The following is a 19,310-nucleotide window of genomic DNA, read 5'->3' on the forward strand; positions in this document are numbered from 1 at the left end:
CGATCGGCAAAGTAGTGGCTACAGTTATTCAACCTCGAGCAAGAATTTATAAGGAATTATCAGTGATGAAAAAGATGATCGTTGCCACAGGATTAATCGCAGGTTTACTTTCTGTCCAGGCTTTTGCCGACGATGCTGCGGCGCTGCAATCACGCCTTAATAAAGTGAATAGCTTCCATGCAAGCTTTACCCAAACGGTCACCGACGGTTCCGGTGCAAACGTGCAACAAGGACAAGGCGAACTATGGGTAAAGCGTCCCAGTCTTTTTAACTGGCATATGACCGCTCCGGATGAAAGCACTATTATTTCCGATGGGAAAACGCTCTGGTTTTATAATCCCTTCGTCGAACAAGTGAGTGCGACCTGGCTAAAAAACGCGACCAGCAACACACCGTTTATGCTTATTGCCCGTAACCAACGTTCCGATTGGAAAAACTATAACGTGACTCAGCAAGGCGACCACTTTGCATTGACCCCTAAAAATGGTGGCGGTAATCTGAAACAATTTAGTATTGATGTCACGCCAGAAGGGACGATCAATCAGTTCAGCGCGATCGAGCAAGATGGTCAACGCAGTAACTACCAACTGAAAAGCCAAAAAAATGGCCCTATCGATGCTGCGAAATTCCAGTTCACTCCGCCTAAAGGTGTGACAGTGGATGACCAACGTCAATAAATAATAAGGTTTACCGTGAGTAATTTAACATTAGATTTTGCACCGGTTGAATTTCAACCTCTTGCAGCTCGAATGCGTCCCACCACGCTTGATGACTATGTGGGACAACAGCACATCCTTGCTCCCGGTAAACCCTTGGCGAAAGCCATTAAAGCTGGTCAGCTGCATTCGATGATCCTCTGGGGCCCGCCCGGTACAGGGAAGACTACGCTGGCGGAGATTATGGCGTTTTACGCGCAAGCCCAAGTTTCACGGGTTTCAGCGGTAACCTCTGGGATTAAGGAAATCCGTGAGGCGATCGAACTCGCCCGAATCAATCGCCAATCTGGCCAGCGTACCATTCTCTTTGTCGACGAGGTCCACCGGTTCAACAAAAGCCAACAGGATGCGTTTTTACCGCACATCGAAGACGGTACTATCACCTTTATTGGCGCGACTACGGAAAATCCCTCGTTCGAATTAAATTCAGCATTGTTGTCGCGCGCGCGGGTTTATTTACTGAAATCGCTGACGCTTGCAGACGTTGAAGCCATTCTCGATCAAGCGATGGCAGACTCTGAACGTGGCTTGGCGGGACAAAATCTTTATTTGCCAGATACCACCCGAAAGATGATAGCAGAGCTCGTCAATGGCGATGCGCGTCGCGCACTTAACACCTTAGAGATGATGGCAGATATGGCCGAAGAATCATCGCCAGGCCAGCGACTGCTCACGCCGGAACTCCTTATAGAGATTGCGGGTGAACGCAGCGCGCGGTTTGATAATAAGGGTGACCGTTTCTATGATCTTATTTCTGCTGTGCATAAGTCCGTGCGCGGATCGTCACCGGACGCAGCGCTGTACTGGTATGCCCGCATCATCACGGCTGGCGGTGACCCGCTTTATGTGGCTCGCCGCCTGTTAGCGATTGCGTCTGAGGATGTCGGTAATGCCGACCCACGTGGAATGCAAGTGGCCATAGCGGCCTGGGATTGTTATACCCGTGTCGGACCCGCCGAAGGGGAAAGGGCAATCGCTCAAGCGCTGGTCTATTTGGCCTGTGCGCCGAAAAGTAATGCCGTCTATAACGCCTTTAATCAAGCGATGCACGATGCACGCCATTCGCCAGACTACGATGTGCCTGACCATCTGCGTAATGCGCCGACGGCGTTAATGAAAGAGATGGGGCTAAAAAAAGAGTATCGTTACGCTCACGATGAACCCCACGCCTACGCGGCAGGTGAGAACTATTTTCCGCCAGAAATGGCAGACAAAAGGTACTATCAGCCTACCTCTCGGGGATTAGAAGCGAAAATTGCTGAAAAACTCGCCTGGCTTACTGAACAGGATCATAATAGTCCGACAAAACGCTACCGCAGCAATTAACATTCCGGTAATCTGATACTTATCGTCGTCGTTTACCACGACAAGTTTTTTTCCACTTACATAAAACAGGATTAGCATGCTCGATCCCAATCTGTTGCGTAATGAGCCAGACGCAGTTGCAGAAAAACTGGCACGCCGAGGATTCACTTTAGATGTCGAAACGCTACGTGCGCTAGAAGAACGTCGTAAAGTGCTACAAGTTGAAACGGAAACGTTGCAAGCCGAGCGTAATGCGCGATCGAAATCCATCGGCCAAGCAAAAGCACGTGGGGAAGATATCGAGCCATTGCGTCAAGAAGTGAACAGATTGGGTGAGAAGCTGGATCAGGCTAAAGCTAATCTGGACACGTTACTCAACGACATTCGTCAACTTGCATTGACCCTACCGAATATCCCAGATGATGTAGTGCCAGACGGTAAAGATGACACTGAAAATCTAGAAGTATTACGATGGGGCACGCCTAAGCAATACGATTTCAGCGTTAAAGATCACGTCGACCTGGGTGAGCTAAGTGGGGGGATCGACTTCGCGTCTGCAGTGAAATTAACCGGTTCACGCTTTGTGGTACTGAAGGGACAGATTGCGAAAATGCATCGTGCGTTGGCGCAATTTATGCTCGATCTTCACACTGAACAACATGACTATACTGAACTCTACGTTCCTTACCTTGTTAACCATGACTCGCTGTTTGGTACTGGGCAATTACCAAAATTTGGTAATGACCTCTTCCATACCCGTCCATTAGATGAAGAAGCTGGAAATAGCCAATACGCGCTGATTCCGACTGCTGAAGTACCGGTAACGAATTTGGTCCGTGACGAGATCATCGATGAAGATGCCTTACCGCTTAAATACACTGCTCATACGCCATGTTTCCGTTCAGAAGCCGGTTCTTATGGCCGCGATACTCGTGGGTTAATTCGTATGCACCAGTTCGATAAAGTCGAAATGGTACAAGTCGTTGCACCTGAGCAGTCAATGGATGCTCTAGAAGCTTTAACGGGTCATGCCGAGAAAGTATTACAACTATTGGAACTGCCTTATCGTAAAGTGCTGTTATGTACGGGCGATATCGGCTTTAGTGCCTGTAAGACCTATGATTTGGAAGTGTGGTTGCCGGCCCAAGAGACTTATCGTGAAATCTCCTCCTGCTCAAATATGGGTGACTTCCAGGCGCGTCGTATGCAAGCCCGTTGTCGTTCAAAGAGCGATCGTAAAACACGTTTAGTCCATACTCTAAATGGCTCTGGCTTAGCGGTAGGGCGCACTTTAGTCGCGGTGCTAGAAAACTATCAACTTGCTGACGGTCGAATCCAAGTTCCTGAGGTGTTAAAACCTTACATGAAAGGTCTTGAGTTTATCGGCTAACGCGTCTCTTTATAAGAAGCTCCACCCGCCAAGGTGGAGCTTTTTTTATGCCGAAACAAAAAGTGCCTTCGATACTTTCCCTCAATTGACTTTGCCGTAATCCCTGCCATTATTCGCTCACTTTTATTCTTCTGAGTTATCCCAACCACCATGTCGGCGCTATCACGTCCCGTTATTCTGTTATTAAGTGGCTTGCTACTTTTAACAGTATGTATTGCTGTGCTCAATACACAGATCCCGCTTTGGCTCTCGCATGAGTCATGGTCAACCTTGCAAATCGGATTAATTAGTTCAGCTTTTTTCACCGGAAATTTAACCGGGACACTCTTTGCGGGCAAATTAATTAATCGGCTGGGTTTTAATCGTAGTTACTACTTAGCGACGGCAATATTTGCGATAGCAACGTTGGTCTTGGTATTCAGTCACTCGTTTGAAAGCTGGGCATTTTGGCGCTTTATAGCGGGCAATGGCTGTGCCTTACTCTGGGTGATAGTGGAGAGCGCATTACTTTGCTCTGGTACGCTATCCAACCGCGGGCGTCTACTTGCGGCCTATATGATTGTCTATTACCTCGGAACGGTATTGGGGCAACTCTTTATTAGCGCAATGCCACTCTCGATTACCACCTTGGTTCCAGCGTTAGTTACCCTGATGATGCTCGCGATTCTTCCATTATTATTTGTTGTGGTGACCGCAGGCGAAGCAGAAGAGGCCTTAGAGACACCAAAACAGCCGGGTGTAATGAAGATGTTCTTCCGCCGTCAATCTCGTTTGGGGATCAATGGCTGCATCATCTCTGGTGTGGTGTTGGGATCACTCTATGGATTAATGCCACTCTATCTTTCCCATAAAGGCATGAGCGACAGTAACGTTGGCTATTGGATGGCGCTATTAATCAGCGCTGGGATTATCGCGCAGTGGCCATTAGGGAAATTAGCCGACCGTTACGGGCGGTTATTGGTCTTGCGTGTACAAGTCTTTGTGGTAATTCTGGCAGCAATTGCCATGTTAATGAATGCCTCCTTGGTCGCTGGATTATTTATTCTTGGCAGTGCAGGATTTACGCTATATCCGGTAGCGATGGCGTGGGCTTGTGAGAAGGTAAGTAAGAGTGAACTTATTCCGATGAATCAGGCATTGTTGCTGAGTTATACCGCGGGAAGCTTAGCGGGACCAGCTATCACATCTTTATTAATGGAAACGTGGTCAGATAATATCCTATTTGTCATGATTGCTATTGTGTCGTTCGTCTATTTAATGATGTTACTACGCAAAACTGACCAGCACGCAACGCCTATCGCTCACGCATAAAAAAAGGCCTCGAAAGAGGCCTTATTTCTTATACTCAATTAGCCTTGCGCATGTTGACGCTTAGCGGCTTGTAATTTCTCGTAAGCCGCTAGTAAGGATTGATGTGCAGGAAAAGCCTTCAATGCCGCATCGACTTCTTGTAATCCGTAAAACGGCGCTTCACCGCTTACGGCGGCTGAGGCTGCCTCGACCGTCTCTGGACCATACATCTTATTGAAGGCATTGAGGTAGTCGACTGCATGGCGTTCATCTTCTAGTGCCAGAAGCAACAGAGTCTGTAAGCAACGATAATAATTAGCACGCTCAGCGCTGAAAACCGAACCGTTAAATTCGATTGTCCATTCTGCCCACGTTAATGCCTGATCAATATCGCCACCGGCTAAAGCCAACATCGATTTTAACTCACCGACCCGTAACGTTGACCATCCATTATCTTTACCAGTGGCAATACCCAACAATTCACGCACGCGGGTAAAGTCATCTAAACCATGGTCATCAAGCGTTGAAATGAGTTCTAAGTACTCTTCTGGTTCCCACTCCGAGCCTGGCAGCGACAGGATGATCTGACGTAAATCAGCACCCATGTTATTGTTAGCTAGCAATAAGTCTTCGGCAGGATAGATGTCTGACATGCCCGGCACGATGATACGGCAGGCATAGACACCTAAATGCTCGTAATCGGCGATATACACTTCTTGCTGTGCTTGTTGGAAAATGGCCATCAAGGTACTGAACTCTTGCTCAGTGGAGCCTGAAAATGACCAATCAACGAAAGAATAGTCCGCGCCATCTTTAAACATGTCCCATGAAATCAGACCACTTGAGTCAATAAAGTGAGTTTCAAGGTTAGTATGTTCTGCCACTTCTTCATCATCGAAGGTTGGGGGAGTGAAGACATCCAGATCTTTTAAGCCCCGTCCTTGTAGCAACTCGGTCACAGTACGTTCAAGTGCCACGCCAAAATCTGGGTGTGCACCAAAGGAGGCGAAGCAGGTGCCATTGCTCGGATTGAAGAGTACGACACAGATCACCGGGTATTGACCGCCTAATGATGCATCGTAAGACAGGATTGGAAAGCCTTCTGCTTCAAGACGCGCGATAGCTTCGGTCACGCTAGGATAGCGTGCTAACACGTCAGCCGGGATTTCAGGCAAGCTGATCGATTCGGCAATAATTTTATTTTTTACATAACGCTCAAAGACTTCGGATAACCCTTGGACACGCGCTTCATTAGCGGTGTTACCTGCAGACATTCCATTAGAGACATAAAGGTTGCCAATAATGTTCATAGGGATATAGACGGTCTGGAGATCAGATTGGCGGGTAAAAGGCAGGGCGCAAATGCCTCGCTGGTGATTACCGGATTGCAGATCGATCAAGTCCGAACCACTCAGTTCGTTTTCAGGATCGTAAAATTTACGCAGGCGAGTATCGAGTATCCCTTCGGGTAGCGAATCATCGTCGCTTAATGGGAACCATTTTTCATCTGGATAGTGTACAAAGGGACCATTCGCGACGTCATCCCCCAGCCAGAAGTCGGCAAAGAAGTAGTTAGTCGATAAACGTTCGAAATACTCACCTAACGCGGATGCCAATGCGGCTTTTTGGGTTGCCCCTTTACCATTCGTGAAGCATAACGCGCAGTCTTTATCACGAACGTGAACTGACCAGACATTAGGAACAGGGTTAAGCCATGAAGCTTCTTCGATAGTGAAGCCAAGCTGCTGAAGTTTATCTTGAAAACGACTGATAGAATCTTCAAGGGCGGCATCTTTGCCGGGGATAAAGGTTTGCGTCATCGTGGCGCTCTCTGGTTAATCTAGAAATGATAGCGGCTATCATACGTTTTTTCGCTGCGAGCGGCTATCGTTGTGCAGGGTTTTCCAGCAATCTTTGCCCTTAGAGAGATTATCTATTGCAGCAATAATCTGGCAGTGATAAAACCGAAGGCTCAGCACAAATTCTTTGACAGAATAATAAAGGGTGAAGGTCAATGACGCAGGTGTTCAATTTTAGTTCCGGTCCCGCTATGTTACCAAAAGCAGTGTTAGAACAAGTTCAAGCAGAACTGCTCGATTGGCAAGGGCTAGGAACCTCAGTAATGGAAATCAGCCACCGTAGTAAAGAGTTTATTGCCGTGGCCGAAACAGCAGAACAAGATCTCCGTGACTTACTTTCCATTCCTGCTAACTATAAAGTCTTATTTTGTCAGGGCGGTGCGCGAGCGCAATTCGCTGCTATCCCTGCCAATCTGCTGGGCTCAGCCCAGCAGGCAGATTACATTGATGGTGGCTACTGGGCGCACAGTGCGATCAACGAAGCCGCGAAATTCTGTACCCCGAATGTTATCGATATTAAAACGACGGAAAATGGTAAGGTCGCATTACTGCCGATGAATGAATGGCAGTTATCGGATCAATCAGCTTATGTCCACTACTGTCCGAATGAAACTATCGATGGAACAGCGATTGACGAAGAGCCCGATTTTGGCGATCGTCTGGTGGTTGCTGACCTGTCCTCTACCATCCTTTCTCGTCCTTTAGACATTAGCCGTTATGGCGTTATTTATGCGGGCGCTCAAAAGAATATCGGGCCTGCAGGGCTAACCCTAGTCATTGTCCGTGAGGATTTGTTAGGTAAAACCCTTCAACAATTCCCATCAGTACTCGATTTCAAAACCTTAGCAGACAATGATTCGATGTTTAATACCCCGCCGACCTTTGCATGGTATTTATCGGGTCTAGTCTTCAAATGGCTAAAAGCGCAGGGCGGAATTGAGGCAATGGCGAAGAAGAACCAAACTAAAGCTGATTTACTCTATGGAACCATTGATCATAGCGATTTCTATCGTAACAATGTGATTGCGCGTAACCGTTCAAAAATGAATGTTCCTTTCCAACTTGCCGACGCTAACCTTGATAAGTTGTTCTTAGAAGAGTCATTAGCAGCAGGCCTACACGCCCTGAAAGGGCACCGCGCCGTCGGTGGAATGCGCGCCTCAATTTATAATGCAATGCCTTTAGAAGGCGTTCAAGCGTTGACAGCTTTCATGCAAGACTTTGCTCAACGCCACGGTTAATTTTCAACATCACACTTCCCTCGCGTTAGCGGGGAAAGTGGTTATATGAGTATTTTAATGCAATCTTTGACTTTACAACCTATCTCCCACATTAGCGGGACAGTAAACCTTCCGGGTTCCAAGAGCGTTTCCAACCGTGCACTCCTTCTGGCGGCAATGGCACAAGGCACCACACGGTTGACTAACTTACTGGACAGTGATGATATCCGCCATATGCTCAATGCATTAACCGCACTGGGGGTAGCGTATCAGCTTTCAGACGATCGTACCGTCTGTACTGTTACTGGAATTGGCGGGCCACTACAAAGCCGTGAATCACTAGAATTATTTTTGGGGAATGCCGGGACCGCTATCCGACCTCTCGCCGCAGCACTTTCTCTTGCCGAAAACGATATTGTATTAACCGGCGAGCCACGTATGAAAGAGCGGCCAATAGGGCACTTAGTTGACTCGCTGCGTGAAGGCGGTGCAACCATTACTTACTTAGAAAATGAGCATTATCCACCTATCCGTCTACAGGGCGGCTTCAAGGGCGGTAATCTTAGCGTTGATGGTTCGGTATCTAGTCAGTTTTTAACCTCTCTCCTGATGGCGGCACCATTAACTCAAGGTGAAACGGTGATTACTATTAAGGGAGAGTTGGTTTCTAAGCCCTACATTGATATCACGCTCGATTTAATGGCGTCATTCGGCGTAACCGTTGAGAACCAAGATTACCAACGCTTTATCGTTCAAGGTCAACAACAGTACCAAGCGCCGGGTGAGATTTTGGTAGAAGGTGATGCCTCTTCGGCGTCCTATTTTTTAGCCGCTGCTGCAATTCGTGGTGGAACAGTTAAAGTTACTGGTATTGGCCGTAACAGTGTGCAGGGCGATGTGAAGTTCGCCGAGGTGCTTGAGAAAATGGGCGCAACCGTCGAATGGGGTGATGACTTCATCGCTTGCACCGGCGCGCCCCTTAAGGCAGTGACGATGGATATGAACCATATCCCTGATGCGGCAATGACTATCGCCACAGCAGCACTCTTTGCGCAAGGCACTACCACTATGACCAATATCTATAACTGGCGGGTCAAAGAGACTGATCGCTTGTTTGCGATGGCGACAGAACTGCGTAAAGTCGGCGCAGAAGTGATTGAAGGTGAGGATTACATCACTATCACTCCTCCGCAACAGTTACAGCATGCTGAAATTGAAACTTATAATGACCATCGAATGGCGATGTGCTTCTCATTAGTTGCACTGTCCGATACGCCTGTGACGATTTTAGATCCTGGTTGCACCGCGAAAACATTCCCAGATTATTTTGACCGACTCAAGTCAATTAGCCAGTTTTCATAATTATTCAAGCGAGCGATTAAGCTCGCTTTTTTTTACTTACAGGTGATGAGGTTAATGATGCAACGTAAAATGCTCTCTATGTCAATTATGGCATTACTAGGATTAGGTTCGCTTACGATGGCCGAGGCTGCAGTTGTTCCGGCTGGAACGGTATTGGCTGACCAGCAACAGATTACGCGGGGAAATGGTTCCGATCCGGCTACGCTTGATCCGCAAATGGCTGAGAGTAATGAAGCGTTTAATATAATTCTTGATAGCTTTGCGGGAGTGGTCGCCTTAGATAGTCAAGGGAAAGTTCATCCGGAGCTGGCGGAGAAGTGGGACAATCAAGATAATAAGGTGTGGACCTTCCATTTACGTCCAGGACTTACCTGGTCAAATGGTCAACCTATTACCGCTGAAGATCTGGTGTACAGCTGGCAGAGACTAGCGGATCCGAAAACCGCATCACCTTATCAATCTTATATCAGTGCAGTGCATTTACAGAATGCCGAGGCGGTGATGAGCGGTAAACTGCCCCCCACAGCTTTAGGTGTAAAAGCGATTGACCCACAGACTTTTCAAGTCACCCTTTCTCAGCCAGTTGCATGGTTTTTACAAGCTGCAGCCTCACCCAGTTTTTTTCCTGTTAACAAAAAGGTCGTCACCCAATTCGGTGACCAATGGACCCAGCCAGCCAATATTGTGGTCAGTGGTGCTTACAAACCGAGTAAGTGGATAATAAACGAACGTTTCGTATCGGTGCGTAACACGCACTACTGGGACAACAAGGCAACGGTAATTAATCAAGTTACCTATCTGCCGATCGCGGAACCTTCCGCCACGTTGAACCGCTACCAAAGTGGTGAAATTGATATTACCGATACCATTCCTACCGTTAACTTTGCCCAAATCAAAAAGACCATTCCTGAACAAATTAAACAAACGCCTCTGCTCGGTGTTTATGAATATTGGTTCAATATGAACAAGCCGCCATTCAACGACCAGCGTGTACGTATGGCACTTAACCTTGCAGTGGATAAATCAGTTATTACCGATAAGATTTTAGGGATGGGGCAAAAACCGGCTTGGACCCTGATGCCATTACAGATTGGTGGAGAAACTTATCAGCCTACTGAGATTGCAAAGTGGACACTCGCTCAGCGTATCGCGCAAGCGAAAAAACTTTTGGCGGAAGCAGGTTTTGGCCCAGATAAGCCATTAAAAGCAGAGCTGCTTTACAACACCTCTCAAGATCACCTAAAAATCGCGATAGCGTTAAGCTCTATGTGGAAAAAGAATTTGGGCGCACAAATCACGATGCGAAATCAGGAGTGGAAGACGCTGATCCAAACTCAGCATAGCGGGGATTTCCAACTTGTTCGCCAATCGTGGCTGGCGGATTACGATGCACCGCCGACTTTCTTGAATAATTTTGTGACAGGAAATACACAGAACGATGGTAAATACAGTAATGCGGATTACGATAAGCTGGTGAATGCTGCGGCCGCAGAAGTTGAACCGGAGAAAGCTAAGCAAGATTATCAACAAGCCTTAGATATCTTAAGTCATGATGTGCCCTCTATCCCGCTCTATTACTATGTTCAAAATATTTTAGTGAAACCTTGGGTGGGCGGTGTGTCAGTCAGCCGTTTAGGTTTTTATAAAACGCAGGACATGTATATTCGTAAGCACTAACAAAAAAGGCCATGGTGGTTGTCACCATGGCCTCTCAATTATTCCTTATCTTCGCCTATATAGCGCTCTTTCGCATCTTCAGCTTCTTGGCGAGTGCGATATTGGCTAATTAGCGTATCAGGATAAGGGTGGTCAGCACGTAACTCATAGTGGCCGACTTTTTCCTCGCCTTGACCATCAGATACCTCAACAATCCAGGCTTTACGGGGATACGGGGGATGACCTGCCATAACTCGCCTCCTAATAGCTTATCTCTATGATTATCGTTTGTTTTTCACAATCTTTAGTGTAGCCAAGCTTGGCTGTTGTGCAAGTTCCCTTGCTGCGAGAGGGTACTGTTTACCTTATGAATCAGGTATACTAGCGCGATTCATTGCCTAGCAGTAAGGAGTTAAGGATGGCAAGCATTCCCGTCATTACCATCGATGGTCCAAGTGGTGCAGGTAAAGGTACTTTAAGTAAAGCCTTGGCTGAAAAGTTATCTTGGCATCTGCTTGATTCAGGGGCGATATATCGCGTCTTGGCGTTAGCCGCGTTGCATCATCAGGTCGATATTACCGAAGAGGAAACCTTAGTTCCTTTAGCGGCACATCTTGATGTTAAATTTATTATAGAACAGCAGCGCAGCAAGGTTATTTTAGAAGGCGAAGAGGTGACTGCAGCAATCCGTACGCAAGAGGTCAGCAACACCGCGTCGAAAGTGGCGGCATTCCCTCGGGTAAGGGAAGCGTTGTTACGCAGACAACGTAATTTCCGTGAACTCCCAGGATTAATCGCTGATGGACGTGATATGGGAACCGTCGTTTTCCCCGATGCGCCTGTAAAAATTTTTCTGGATGCAAGCGCCCATGAGCGTGCAGAACGCCGCCGTCAGCAGTTGCAGCAAGCAGGTGTAGATGTTAACTTTGAGCGCCTTTTAGCCGAGACGGTTGAGCGAGACGATCGCGACCGTAATCGAGCCGTTGCACCCTTGGTTCCCGCTAATGATGCACTAGTTATTGATTCCACAGGAATTGATATAGAAAAAGTGACCGCAATGGCCCTTGAATTTATTCAAAAAAAATTGCCTAACTTCGGCGCATAATTGTGCTAAAATAAAAAGAATGCTGTAGCTTCATTCCATGGACGGTGTGAAGAATGTTAAACAACCCCTTTAGACATGAAGTCTATTGGACGTTAAATTGAAGAATCCTAAGATTATCAATATGACTGAATCTTTTGCTCAACTCTTTGAAGAGTCCCTGAAAGAAATCGAAACCCGTCCGGGTTCCATCGTTCGTGGCGTGGTTGTCTCTATCGACAAAGACGTCGTTCTAGTTGATGCGGGCCTGAAATCTGAATCTGCAATTCCTGCAGAGCAGTTCAAAAACGCAGCTGGCGAACTGGAAATCCAGGTAGGCGACGAAGTTGACGTTGCGCTGGACGCAGTAGAAGACGGCTTCGGTGAAACCCTGCTGTCCCGTGAGAAAGCTAAGCGTCACGAAGCTTGGATCACGCTGGAAAAAGCTTACGAAGATGCTGAAACTGTTACCGGTGTTATCAACGGCAAAGTCAAGGGCGGCTTCACTGTTGAGCTAAACGGTATCCGTGCGTTCCTACCAGGTTCACTGGTTGATGTTCGTCCGGTTCGCGACACTCTGCACCTTGAAGGCAAAGAGTTAGAATTTAAAGTCATCAAACTGGATCAGAAGCGTAACAACGTCGTGGTTTCTCGCCGCGCGGTGATCGAGTCTGAGAACAGTGCAGAACGTGATCAATTGCTGGAAAACCTGCAAGAAGGCATGGAAGTTAAAGGTATCGTTAAGAACCTGACTGACTACGGTGCATTCGTTGATCTGGGCGGTGTTGACGGCCTGCTGCACATCACTGATATGGCTTGGAAGCGCGTTAAGCACCCAAGCGAGATCGTGAATGTTGGTGACGAAATCAATGTTAAAGTCCTGAAATTCGACCGTGAGCGTACTCGCGTATCATTAGGTCTGAAACAACTGGGCGAAGATCCATGGGTTGCTATCGCTAAGCGTTACCCAGAAAGCACTAAGCTGACAGGTCGTGTAACTAACCTGACTGATTACGGCTGCTTCGTAGAAATCGAAGAAGGCGTTGAAGGTCTGGTACACGTTTCTGAAATGGATTGGACCAACAAAAACATCCACCCATCTAAAGTTGTTAACGTAGGTGATGTGGTTGAAGTAATGGTTCTTGACATTGATGAAGAGCGTCGTCGTATCTCCTTGGGTCTGAAGCAATGCAAATCTAACCCATGGCAGCACTTCGCAGAAACTCACAACAAAGGCGATCGCGTTGAAGGTAAAATCAAGTCAATCACTGACTTCGGTATCTTCATCGGTCTTGACGGTGGAATCGATGGTCTGGTTCACCTGTCTGACATTTCTTGGAACGCAACTGGCGAAGAAGCCGTTCGTGAATACAAGAAAGGCGACGAAATTGCTGCAGTAGTTCTGCAAGTTGATGCTGAGCGTGAGCGTATCTCTTTAGGCGTGAAACAACTGGCTGAAGATCCATTCAACAACTACGTTGCGCTGAACAAAAAAGGCGTTATCGTTAACGGTAAAGTGACTGCAGTCGACGCTAAAGGCGCAACTGTTGAACTGGCCGACGGTGTTGAAGGTTACTTACGTGCTTCAGAAGCTTCACGTGACCGCGTTGAAGATGCAACTCTGGTTCTGAATGTTGGTGATGACGTTGAAGCGAAATTCACCGGTGTTGACCGTAAAAACCGTGTTGTAACGCTGTCTGTACGTGCTAAAGACGAAGCTGATGAGAAAGATGCTGTTGCTGCTGTGAACAACAAGCAACAAGATGAAGGCAACTTCTCTAACGCAATGGCTGAAGCATTCAAAGCAGCTAAAGGCGAGTAATTGCCGACCGAGGGATGGTGACATCCCTCCAACTAGCCAAGAGTGTTATCACTCTTGGCTTTTTTTAAAACTGTCTTTCTTTACAGGATATTCCCGGAGGATTAATGACTAAATCTGAACTGATTGAACGCCTCGCAGCCCAGCAGACTCAAATTCCTGCAAAAGCTGTTGAAGATGCTGTTAAAGAGATGCTGGAATATATGGCTTCTACCCTAGCACAGGGAGATCGTATCGAAATTCGCGGTTTTGGTAGTTTCTCTTTGCACTATCGCGCCCCGCGTGTTGGTCGAAACCCTAAGACAGGTGAAAAAGTTGAGTTGGAAGGCAAGTATGTTCCACACTTCAAACCTGGTAAAGAGCTTCGGGATAGAGCTAATCTTCCAAGCTAAAAGCGGTTTTAAAAAAAAGACGATATCGTAAGATATCGTTTTTTATCTCTACTCATTTCACAAATTCACCCATTTTCAGCGCACAGCGCTAAACACTTCTAGATTCCCTTCACAACAAAATTCGTGGCATATTTCGATTAACGCTTAGCAGTGTAATCTGCCAATTTTAGGCGGAAATTTCATGCAATTAGTCGTCTATGCACAACTGTTTATAATAGCTTGTCTGCCCTTGATATTCATGGCGGAGTTACTCGATATACCGCTTGTATTAGGGATAGCATTTATTGGCGTGTTACTGGCAAGACACCGAGCGCCTTATTGGCACTATATCGGCATTACCTTACTTTTTTTTGTCTATAGCCATGGGGTTGCCCTATCAATGGTGTCAAAAATTAACGCATTGAGTGAAAGACCCGTTATAGCCGAAGTAGTGATCACCGAACATCAAAGCTTAACGGGGAGAGTAAAACTCAGTCTACTTAAGGTCGATGGAGTGAGGCAATTTCCTCCTAATTCTGCGTGGGTTAACCAAAATCTCGAGGGTGACATCTGTATGGGCCAACGTTGGAAAATGAAGCTAGTTTTACGGCCGGTACACAGTTTGCTGAACGAAGGTGGATACGATAGCCAGCGAAATGCACTGGCCAAAGCGACACCTTTTACGGCAAAAATACTCAATCAACAGCTGATTAGTGATAAATGTTCTCTCCGCCATCACTTAGAAAGGCTTTTTATAGGACAGAGTGCAGGCTCACCCTGGCAAGGGATATCTAGGGCCTTAGTTTTTGGTTTACGCGATCAAATCCCTGCTGAAATCAATCAACGCTTTCGTGAGACTGGCATTGGTCATTTAATGGCAATATCCGGTATGCACATTGGCTTAATTTATCTTTTAGCTCGCCGAGGGATAACATTACTGCTAACCCTATTACCCTTGAGAGTAACGCAAAGTCACTTGGCAGAAAGTGGGGGATGGCTAGCTAGCGCGTTGTATTGTTTCATTTCAGGGGCACAGCCATCCGCACTACGCGCTATGCTGGCCTTAACGTTTTGGTTACTAATAAAAAGATACTCGCTCAATCTTTCCAGTTTCCACATTTTATTATTATGTGTCGCGGGATTACTCGCGATTGATCCAATAATGATTCTGTCCGATAGCCTATGGCTGTCGGCATTGGCAGTCTTTTCATTGTTGCTCTGGTATAGAGTGTTTCCACTCCCTCCTGCTTACCGTTACCGGAAAAGATTTGGATTATTACGACTGCTGCATTTGCAATTAGGGATGATGCTTTTATTACTCCCCGTTCAAATTTTTTTCTTCCATGGTATGAGCCTCACCGCATTGACGGCAAATATCATCGCGATACCTATTGTTAGTTTGACGATATTGCCCCTTTCTTTTTTATTTTTGATCCCTCTTCCTAACAGTATTAATGAGGGATTAATTTTTATGCACGATACGCTTTACTCGGTATTATTCTACCTGCTAGCACCACACGAATCAGGATGGCGTTATTTCCCTGATACGCCCTTGATAGCCCTCGGCGTATGGGGTGCGCTACTCCTTTGGCGGATAAAGCTATGGCGGTATTATCCTTTAAGCATCAGCGCTCTTGTTTTAAGTGTTGCCAGTGGGCGATTAGCTTCACTAGAAATCTTATGGCGTGTGGATATGCTCGATGTTGGGCATGGGTTAGCGGTAGTTATCAGCCAGCAGGGTGAAGGCATTATTTATGATACCGGTAATCGTTGGCTCACCAGTGATGCAGGGGAGAGAATTATCGTTCCTTGGCTAATTGACCAACAGATTACGCCCATCTCAGCCATTATCAGTCATCGGCACAGCGATCATGCTGGAGGTTTAGACAGTATCAAAAAAGTGTGGCCAGACCTTTTAGTCAGAACAACCTATCCTTATCCAGGTCGATCAACGTGTCAACGAGGTGAAAACTGGCAGTGGCGACGCTTAACCCTGCGTATACTATGGCCAGAGAATGACTTAACGGCGGGGCAAAATAACGATTCCTGCGTACTATTGATCAGTGACGGTCAATATCATCTGCTATTAACGGGAGATATTGAGAAAGATGCAGAACAGAGATTAGTCACTGCTGAGAAGGGAGGCTTCGCCGTAACCTGGTTACAAGTTCCGCATCATGGTAGCCGAACCTCTTCTAGTGCTTTACTTCTGAGGAAATTTCCTCCGCAGATGGCTCTAGCCTCGGTGGCGAGATATAACGCGTGGCGATTACCGTCCAAAGCTGTAGTGCAACGCTATCAACATCAAGGTATAAAGTGGCTGGATACAGCGCAGTCTGGGCAAATATCACTGAGAGTGAAAACGAACGGCTTTGAGGTTTTACAATTTCGTGACCAAATTTCCCCTCGATGGTACCATCAATGGTTTGGTGTAAAACCTGATTACAGGTAAACTACCCGTCGATGTTAAAAAACGTGAAGAAATAATGCACTTAGACAAAGATCTCTCAACGTGGCAGACGTTTCGTCGTCTCTGGCCAATGATAGCCCCCCATAAAGCAGGATTATTTATTGCTGCGGTCGCCCTCATTATTAATGCGGCAGGGGATACTTTGATGTTATCGCTGCTCAAACCCCTGCTTGACGATGGGTTTGGGAAAGCGGATAAGTCAGTGTTACTGTGGATGCCCTTAGCGGTGATCGGCCTGATGTTAATTCGCGGCGTCACCAGTTATGCCTCCAGCTATTGTATCTCATGGGTATCTGGTAATGTGGTGATGCGTATGCGTCGCACCTTATTTGCTCATATGATGGGTATGCCAGTCTCCTTTTTTGATCAGCAATCGACAGGCACTCTGCTTTCGAGAATAACCTACGACTCTGAGCAAGTTGCTTCGTCATCTTCTAGTGTGCTGGTCACCGTAGTAAGAGAAGGTGCTTCGATCATCGGCTTGTTCATCATGATGTTTTATTATAGCTGGCAACTCTCATTGATATTGATTTTGCTAGCGCCGATTGTTTCCTTCACTATTCGCCTCGTTTCCAAGCGTTTTCGTAATATTAGTAAATCCATGCAAAACACCATGGGTGAAGTGACGACCAGCGCTGAACAAATGCTCAAGGGCCATAAAGAAGTACTTATTTTTGGTGGTCAGGAGATCGAGTCACAACGCTTTGCAGCGGTCAGTAACCGTATGCGTCAACAGGGGATGAAATTAGTTAGCGCCTCATCCATTTCTGATCCAATCATCCAGTTGATAGCTTCTTTAGCGCTTGCCTTCATCCTTTATGCTGCAAGTTTCCCTGCAGTAATGGATACCTTAACGGCAGGAACCATCACCGTCGTCTTCTCTTCAATGATTGCCTTAATGCGCCCGCTGAAGTCATTAACAAACGTTAACGCACAGTTTCAACGTGGTATGGCAGCATGCCAGACATTATTTAGCATTCTCGATTCGGAACAGGAAGTGGATAACGGTCAGCGCACGATAGCACGAGCGCATGGTGATATTGAATTCCGTAACGTGACTTTTACTTATCCTGGACGTGAAATCCCGGCGTTAAAAAATATCAATTTGACTCTGCCTGCTGGGAAAACAGTTGCTTTAGTGGGGCGTTCAGGTTCAGGGAAATCGACGTTAGCCAGTTTGTTAACCCGCTTCTATGATATTCAATCGGGTCAGATACTGTTGGATGGTCACGAAATTACCGACTATAAACTTCAGTCTCTGCGTAATCAGGTAGGGTTAGTTTCACAGAATGTTCATCTATTCAATGATACTGTCGCCAATAATATTGCCTATGCGCGCTCCGAACAATATAGCCGTGAAGATATTGAAAAAGCAGCTAAGATGGCGCACGCCATGGACTTTATCTCGCGTATGGATAATGGTCTGGACACGGTGATTGGGGAGAACGGGGTACTACTCTCTGGCGGTCAACGTCAGCGTATCGCTATCGCCCGTGCACTACTTCGTGACAGCCCAATATTAATCTTAGACGAAGCGACTTCAGCTTTGGATACTGAATCAGAACGCGCTATTCAATCGGCATTAGATGAATTACAACGTGATCGTACTTCTCTGGTTATTGCGCACCGCTTATCGACGATTGAAAAGGCCGATATGATCGTTGTTGTCGAAGACGGTCAAATCATCGAGCGTGGCACGCACCAAGAGCTTATCGCTCAAGCGGGCGCGTATGCGCAACTGCACCGTATTCAGTTCGGTCAATGATTGAGCGCTTATGGAGTGGCCAATCGCCCATATGGCGGCTACTTTTGCCGCTATCTTGGCTCTATGGCCTTATCACAGCGGGTATCCGTTTAGCCTATCGTTGTGGACTTAAGAAAAGCTGGAAAGCGCCGATTCCAGTTGTTGTGGTTGGTAACCTCACCGCAGGGGGTAATGGTAAAACCCCTGTCGTCATTTGGTTGGTTGAACAATTACAACTGCGCGGCCTTAACCCTGCGGTCGTTTCTCGCGGTTATGGTGGGAAAGCGCCGCATTATCCTTTACTCCTCGATACTCAGACACCCGCCGCTCAAGCGGGTGATGAGCCGGTACTGATTTATCAACGAACGGGTGCTCCTGTGGCAGTTTCTCCGCAACGCAGCGAGGCGATTCAAGCGTTGATGCGGGTACATAAAAATATATCAGTCATTATTACGGATGATGGATTGCAGCATTACGCTTTACAGCGCGATATTGAGATTGTGGTGATAGATGGCGAACGGCGTTTTGGTAATGGCTGGTGGCTTCCTGCAGGACCAATGCGTGAGCGCGCTTCACGTTTAGCCAGTGTTGACGCGATAATTACTAACGGCGGTAAAGCGCATGGGGGGGAGATCCCAATGCGTCTGGTACCGCGCCAGTGGATTAATTTGGCCACGGGTCAGTCACTCCCCTTAACTGCGTTAGTTGATAAACCCACAGTGGCCTTCGCCGGGATTGGTTATCCGCCGCGTTTCTTCTCAACATTGCATGCTCAAGGAATCTATCCACAGCAAGAATATGCTTTTGACGATCATCAGACTTACCGCGTTGAAGATATCGCTGCATTAGCGAGCGATGATCAGGCCGTTCTGATGACGGAGAAGGATGCGGTAAAATGTCGCTCTTTTGCGTTAGACAGTTGGTGGTATCTACCCGTGGAAGCGCAATTACCACAAGCTGACGCAGACCTACTACTGAACAAAATACTGGCATTACTACCGACTGCCCATTAAGGGAAATCCCTTTA

15 protein-coding genes are annotated in these 19,310 nt (G+C 46.9%); 13 read left to right on the top strand and 2 right to left on the bottom strand.

All coding sequences use genetic code 11. From position 1 onward, the window contains the following. The first annotated feature begins 65 nt into the window (after positions 1-65). The 4 genes from lolA to QJR74_RS05465 all read left to right on the top strand — a co-directional run bounded on the left by lolA (position 66) and on the right by QJR74_RS05465 (position 4,722). Positions 66-677, top strand: coding sequence for an outer membrane lipoprotein chaperone LolA (gene lolA, locus QJR74_RS05450; RefSeq protein WP_304373550.1), 612 nt, complete (start codon positions 66-68; stop codon positions 675-677). 15 nt (positions 678-692) lie between these two features. Further along, positions 693-2,042, top strand: coding sequence for a replication-associated recombination protein A (locus tag QJR74_RS05455; protein WP_304373551.1), 1,350 nt, complete (start codon positions 693-695; stop codon positions 2,040-2,042). 76 nt (positions 2,043-2,118) lie between these two features. After that, positions 2,119-3,411, top strand: coding sequence for a serine--tRNA ligase (gene serS, locus QJR74_RS05460; protein WP_304373552.1), 1,293 nt, complete (start codon positions 2,119-2,121; stop codon positions 3,409-3,411). Positions 3,412-3,561: 150 nt separating this feature from the next. Then, positions 3,562-4,722, top strand: coding sequence for an MFS transporter (locus QJR74_RS05465; protein WP_304373553.1), 1,161 nt, complete (start codon positions 3,562-3,564; stop codon positions 4,720-4,722). Positions 4,723-4,760: 38 nt separating this feature from the next. On the opposite strand, the gene ycaO is transcribed toward QJR74_RS05465, so the two are convergent. Next, on the bottom strand, positions 4,761-6,521 hold the full coding sequence (gene ycaO / locus QJR74_RS05470; protein WP_304373554.1) for a 30S ribosomal protein S12 methylthiotransferase accessory factor YcaO: 1,761 nt from the start codon (positions 6,519-6,521) through the stop codon (positions 4,761-4,763). Between the two features lie 194 nt (positions 6,522-6,715). On the opposite strand from ycaO, the gene serC reads away from it, so the two are divergent. From serC to QJR74_RS05485, 3 genes are read left to right on the top strand one after another with little or no spacing between them, the layout of a single operon-like run. Further along, the gene (serC, locus tag QJR74_RS05475; protein WP_304373555.1) at positions 6,716-7,801 is read left to right on the top strand and encodes a 3-phosphoserine/phosphohydroxythreonine transaminase; all 1,086 of its coding nucleotides are present in this window, start codon (positions 6,716-6,718) and stop codon (positions 7,799-7,801) included. A 57-nt stretch (positions 7,802-7,858) separates the two neighbouring features. Then, complete coding sequence (gene aroA / locus QJR74_RS05480) at positions 7,859-9,142, top strand: 3-phosphoshikimate 1-carboxyvinyltransferase (RefSeq protein ID WP_304373972.1); 1,284 nt, start codon at positions 7,859-7,861, stop codon at positions 9,140-9,142. A 54-nt stretch (positions 9,143-9,196) separates the two neighbouring features. Next, positions 9,197-10,819, top strand: coding sequence for a peptide ABC transporter substrate-binding protein (locus QJR74_RS05485; protein WP_304373556.1), 1,623 nt, complete (start codon positions 9,197-9,199; stop codon positions 10,817-10,819). Between the two features lie 38 nt (positions 10,820-10,857). On the opposite strand, the gene QJR74_RS05490 is transcribed toward QJR74_RS05485, so the two are convergent. After that, positions 10,858-11,049, bottom strand: coding sequence for a YaiA family protein (locus QJR74_RS05490; protein ID WP_304373557.1), 192 nt, complete (start codon positions 11,047-11,049; stop codon positions 10,858-10,860). A 167-nt stretch (positions 11,050-11,216) separates the two neighbouring features. Here QJR74_RS05490 and cmk point away from each other — a divergent pair, with 167 nt between their 5' ends. From cmk to lpxK, 6 genes are all read left to right on the top strand, one after another. Beyond that, on the top strand, positions 11,217-11,903 hold the full coding sequence (gene cmk, locus QJR74_RS05495; protein WP_304373558.1) for a (d)CMP kinase: 687 nt from the start codon (positions 11,217-11,219) through the stop codon (positions 11,901-11,903). A gap of 121 nt (positions 11,904-12,024) precedes the next feature. Then, entirely contained in the window at positions 12,025-13,701 is a 1,677-nt protein-coding gene (gene rpsA, locus QJR74_RS05500; protein WP_048911897.1) for a 30S ribosomal protein S1, read from the top strand. 104 nt (positions 13,702-13,805) lie between these two features. After that, entirely contained in the window at positions 13,806-14,090 is a 285-nt protein-coding gene (gene ihfB, locus QJR74_RS05505; RefSeq protein ID WP_048911891.1) for an integration host factor subunit beta, read from the top strand. A 181-nt stretch (positions 14,091-14,271) separates the two neighbouring features. Further along, complete coding sequence (locus tag QJR74_RS05510) at positions 14,272-16,521, top strand: DNA internalization-related competence protein ComEC/Rec2 (RefSeq protein ID WP_304373559.1); 2,250 nt, start codon at positions 14,272-14,274, stop codon at positions 16,519-16,521. A 34-nt stretch (positions 16,522-16,555) separates the two neighbouring features. Beyond that, positions 16,556-18,304 carry a lipid A ABC transporter ATP-binding protein/permease MsbA gene (gene msbA / locus QJR74_RS05515; protein WP_304373560.1) on the top strand — a complete coding sequence of 583 codons (1,749 nt, stop codon included), beginning with the start codon at positions 16,556-16,558 and terminating at the stop codon, positions 18,302-18,304. Continuing rightward, positions 18,301-19,296, top strand: a complete 996-nt coding sequence (gene lpxK, locus QJR74_RS05520) for a tetraacyldisaccharide 4'-kinase (protein WP_304373561.1) — start codon at positions 18,301-18,303, stop codon at positions 19,294-19,296. The genes msbA and lpxK overlap by 4 nt, the downstream gene beginning before the upstream one ends. Positions 19,297-19,310: the final 14 nt, after the last annotated feature.

The organism is Tatumella ptyseos (genome assembly GCF_030552895.1).
GTDB classification, from domain to species: Bacteria; Pseudomonadota; Gammaproteobacteria; order Enterobacterales; family Enterobacteriaceae; genus Rosenbergiella; species Rosenbergiella ptyseos_A.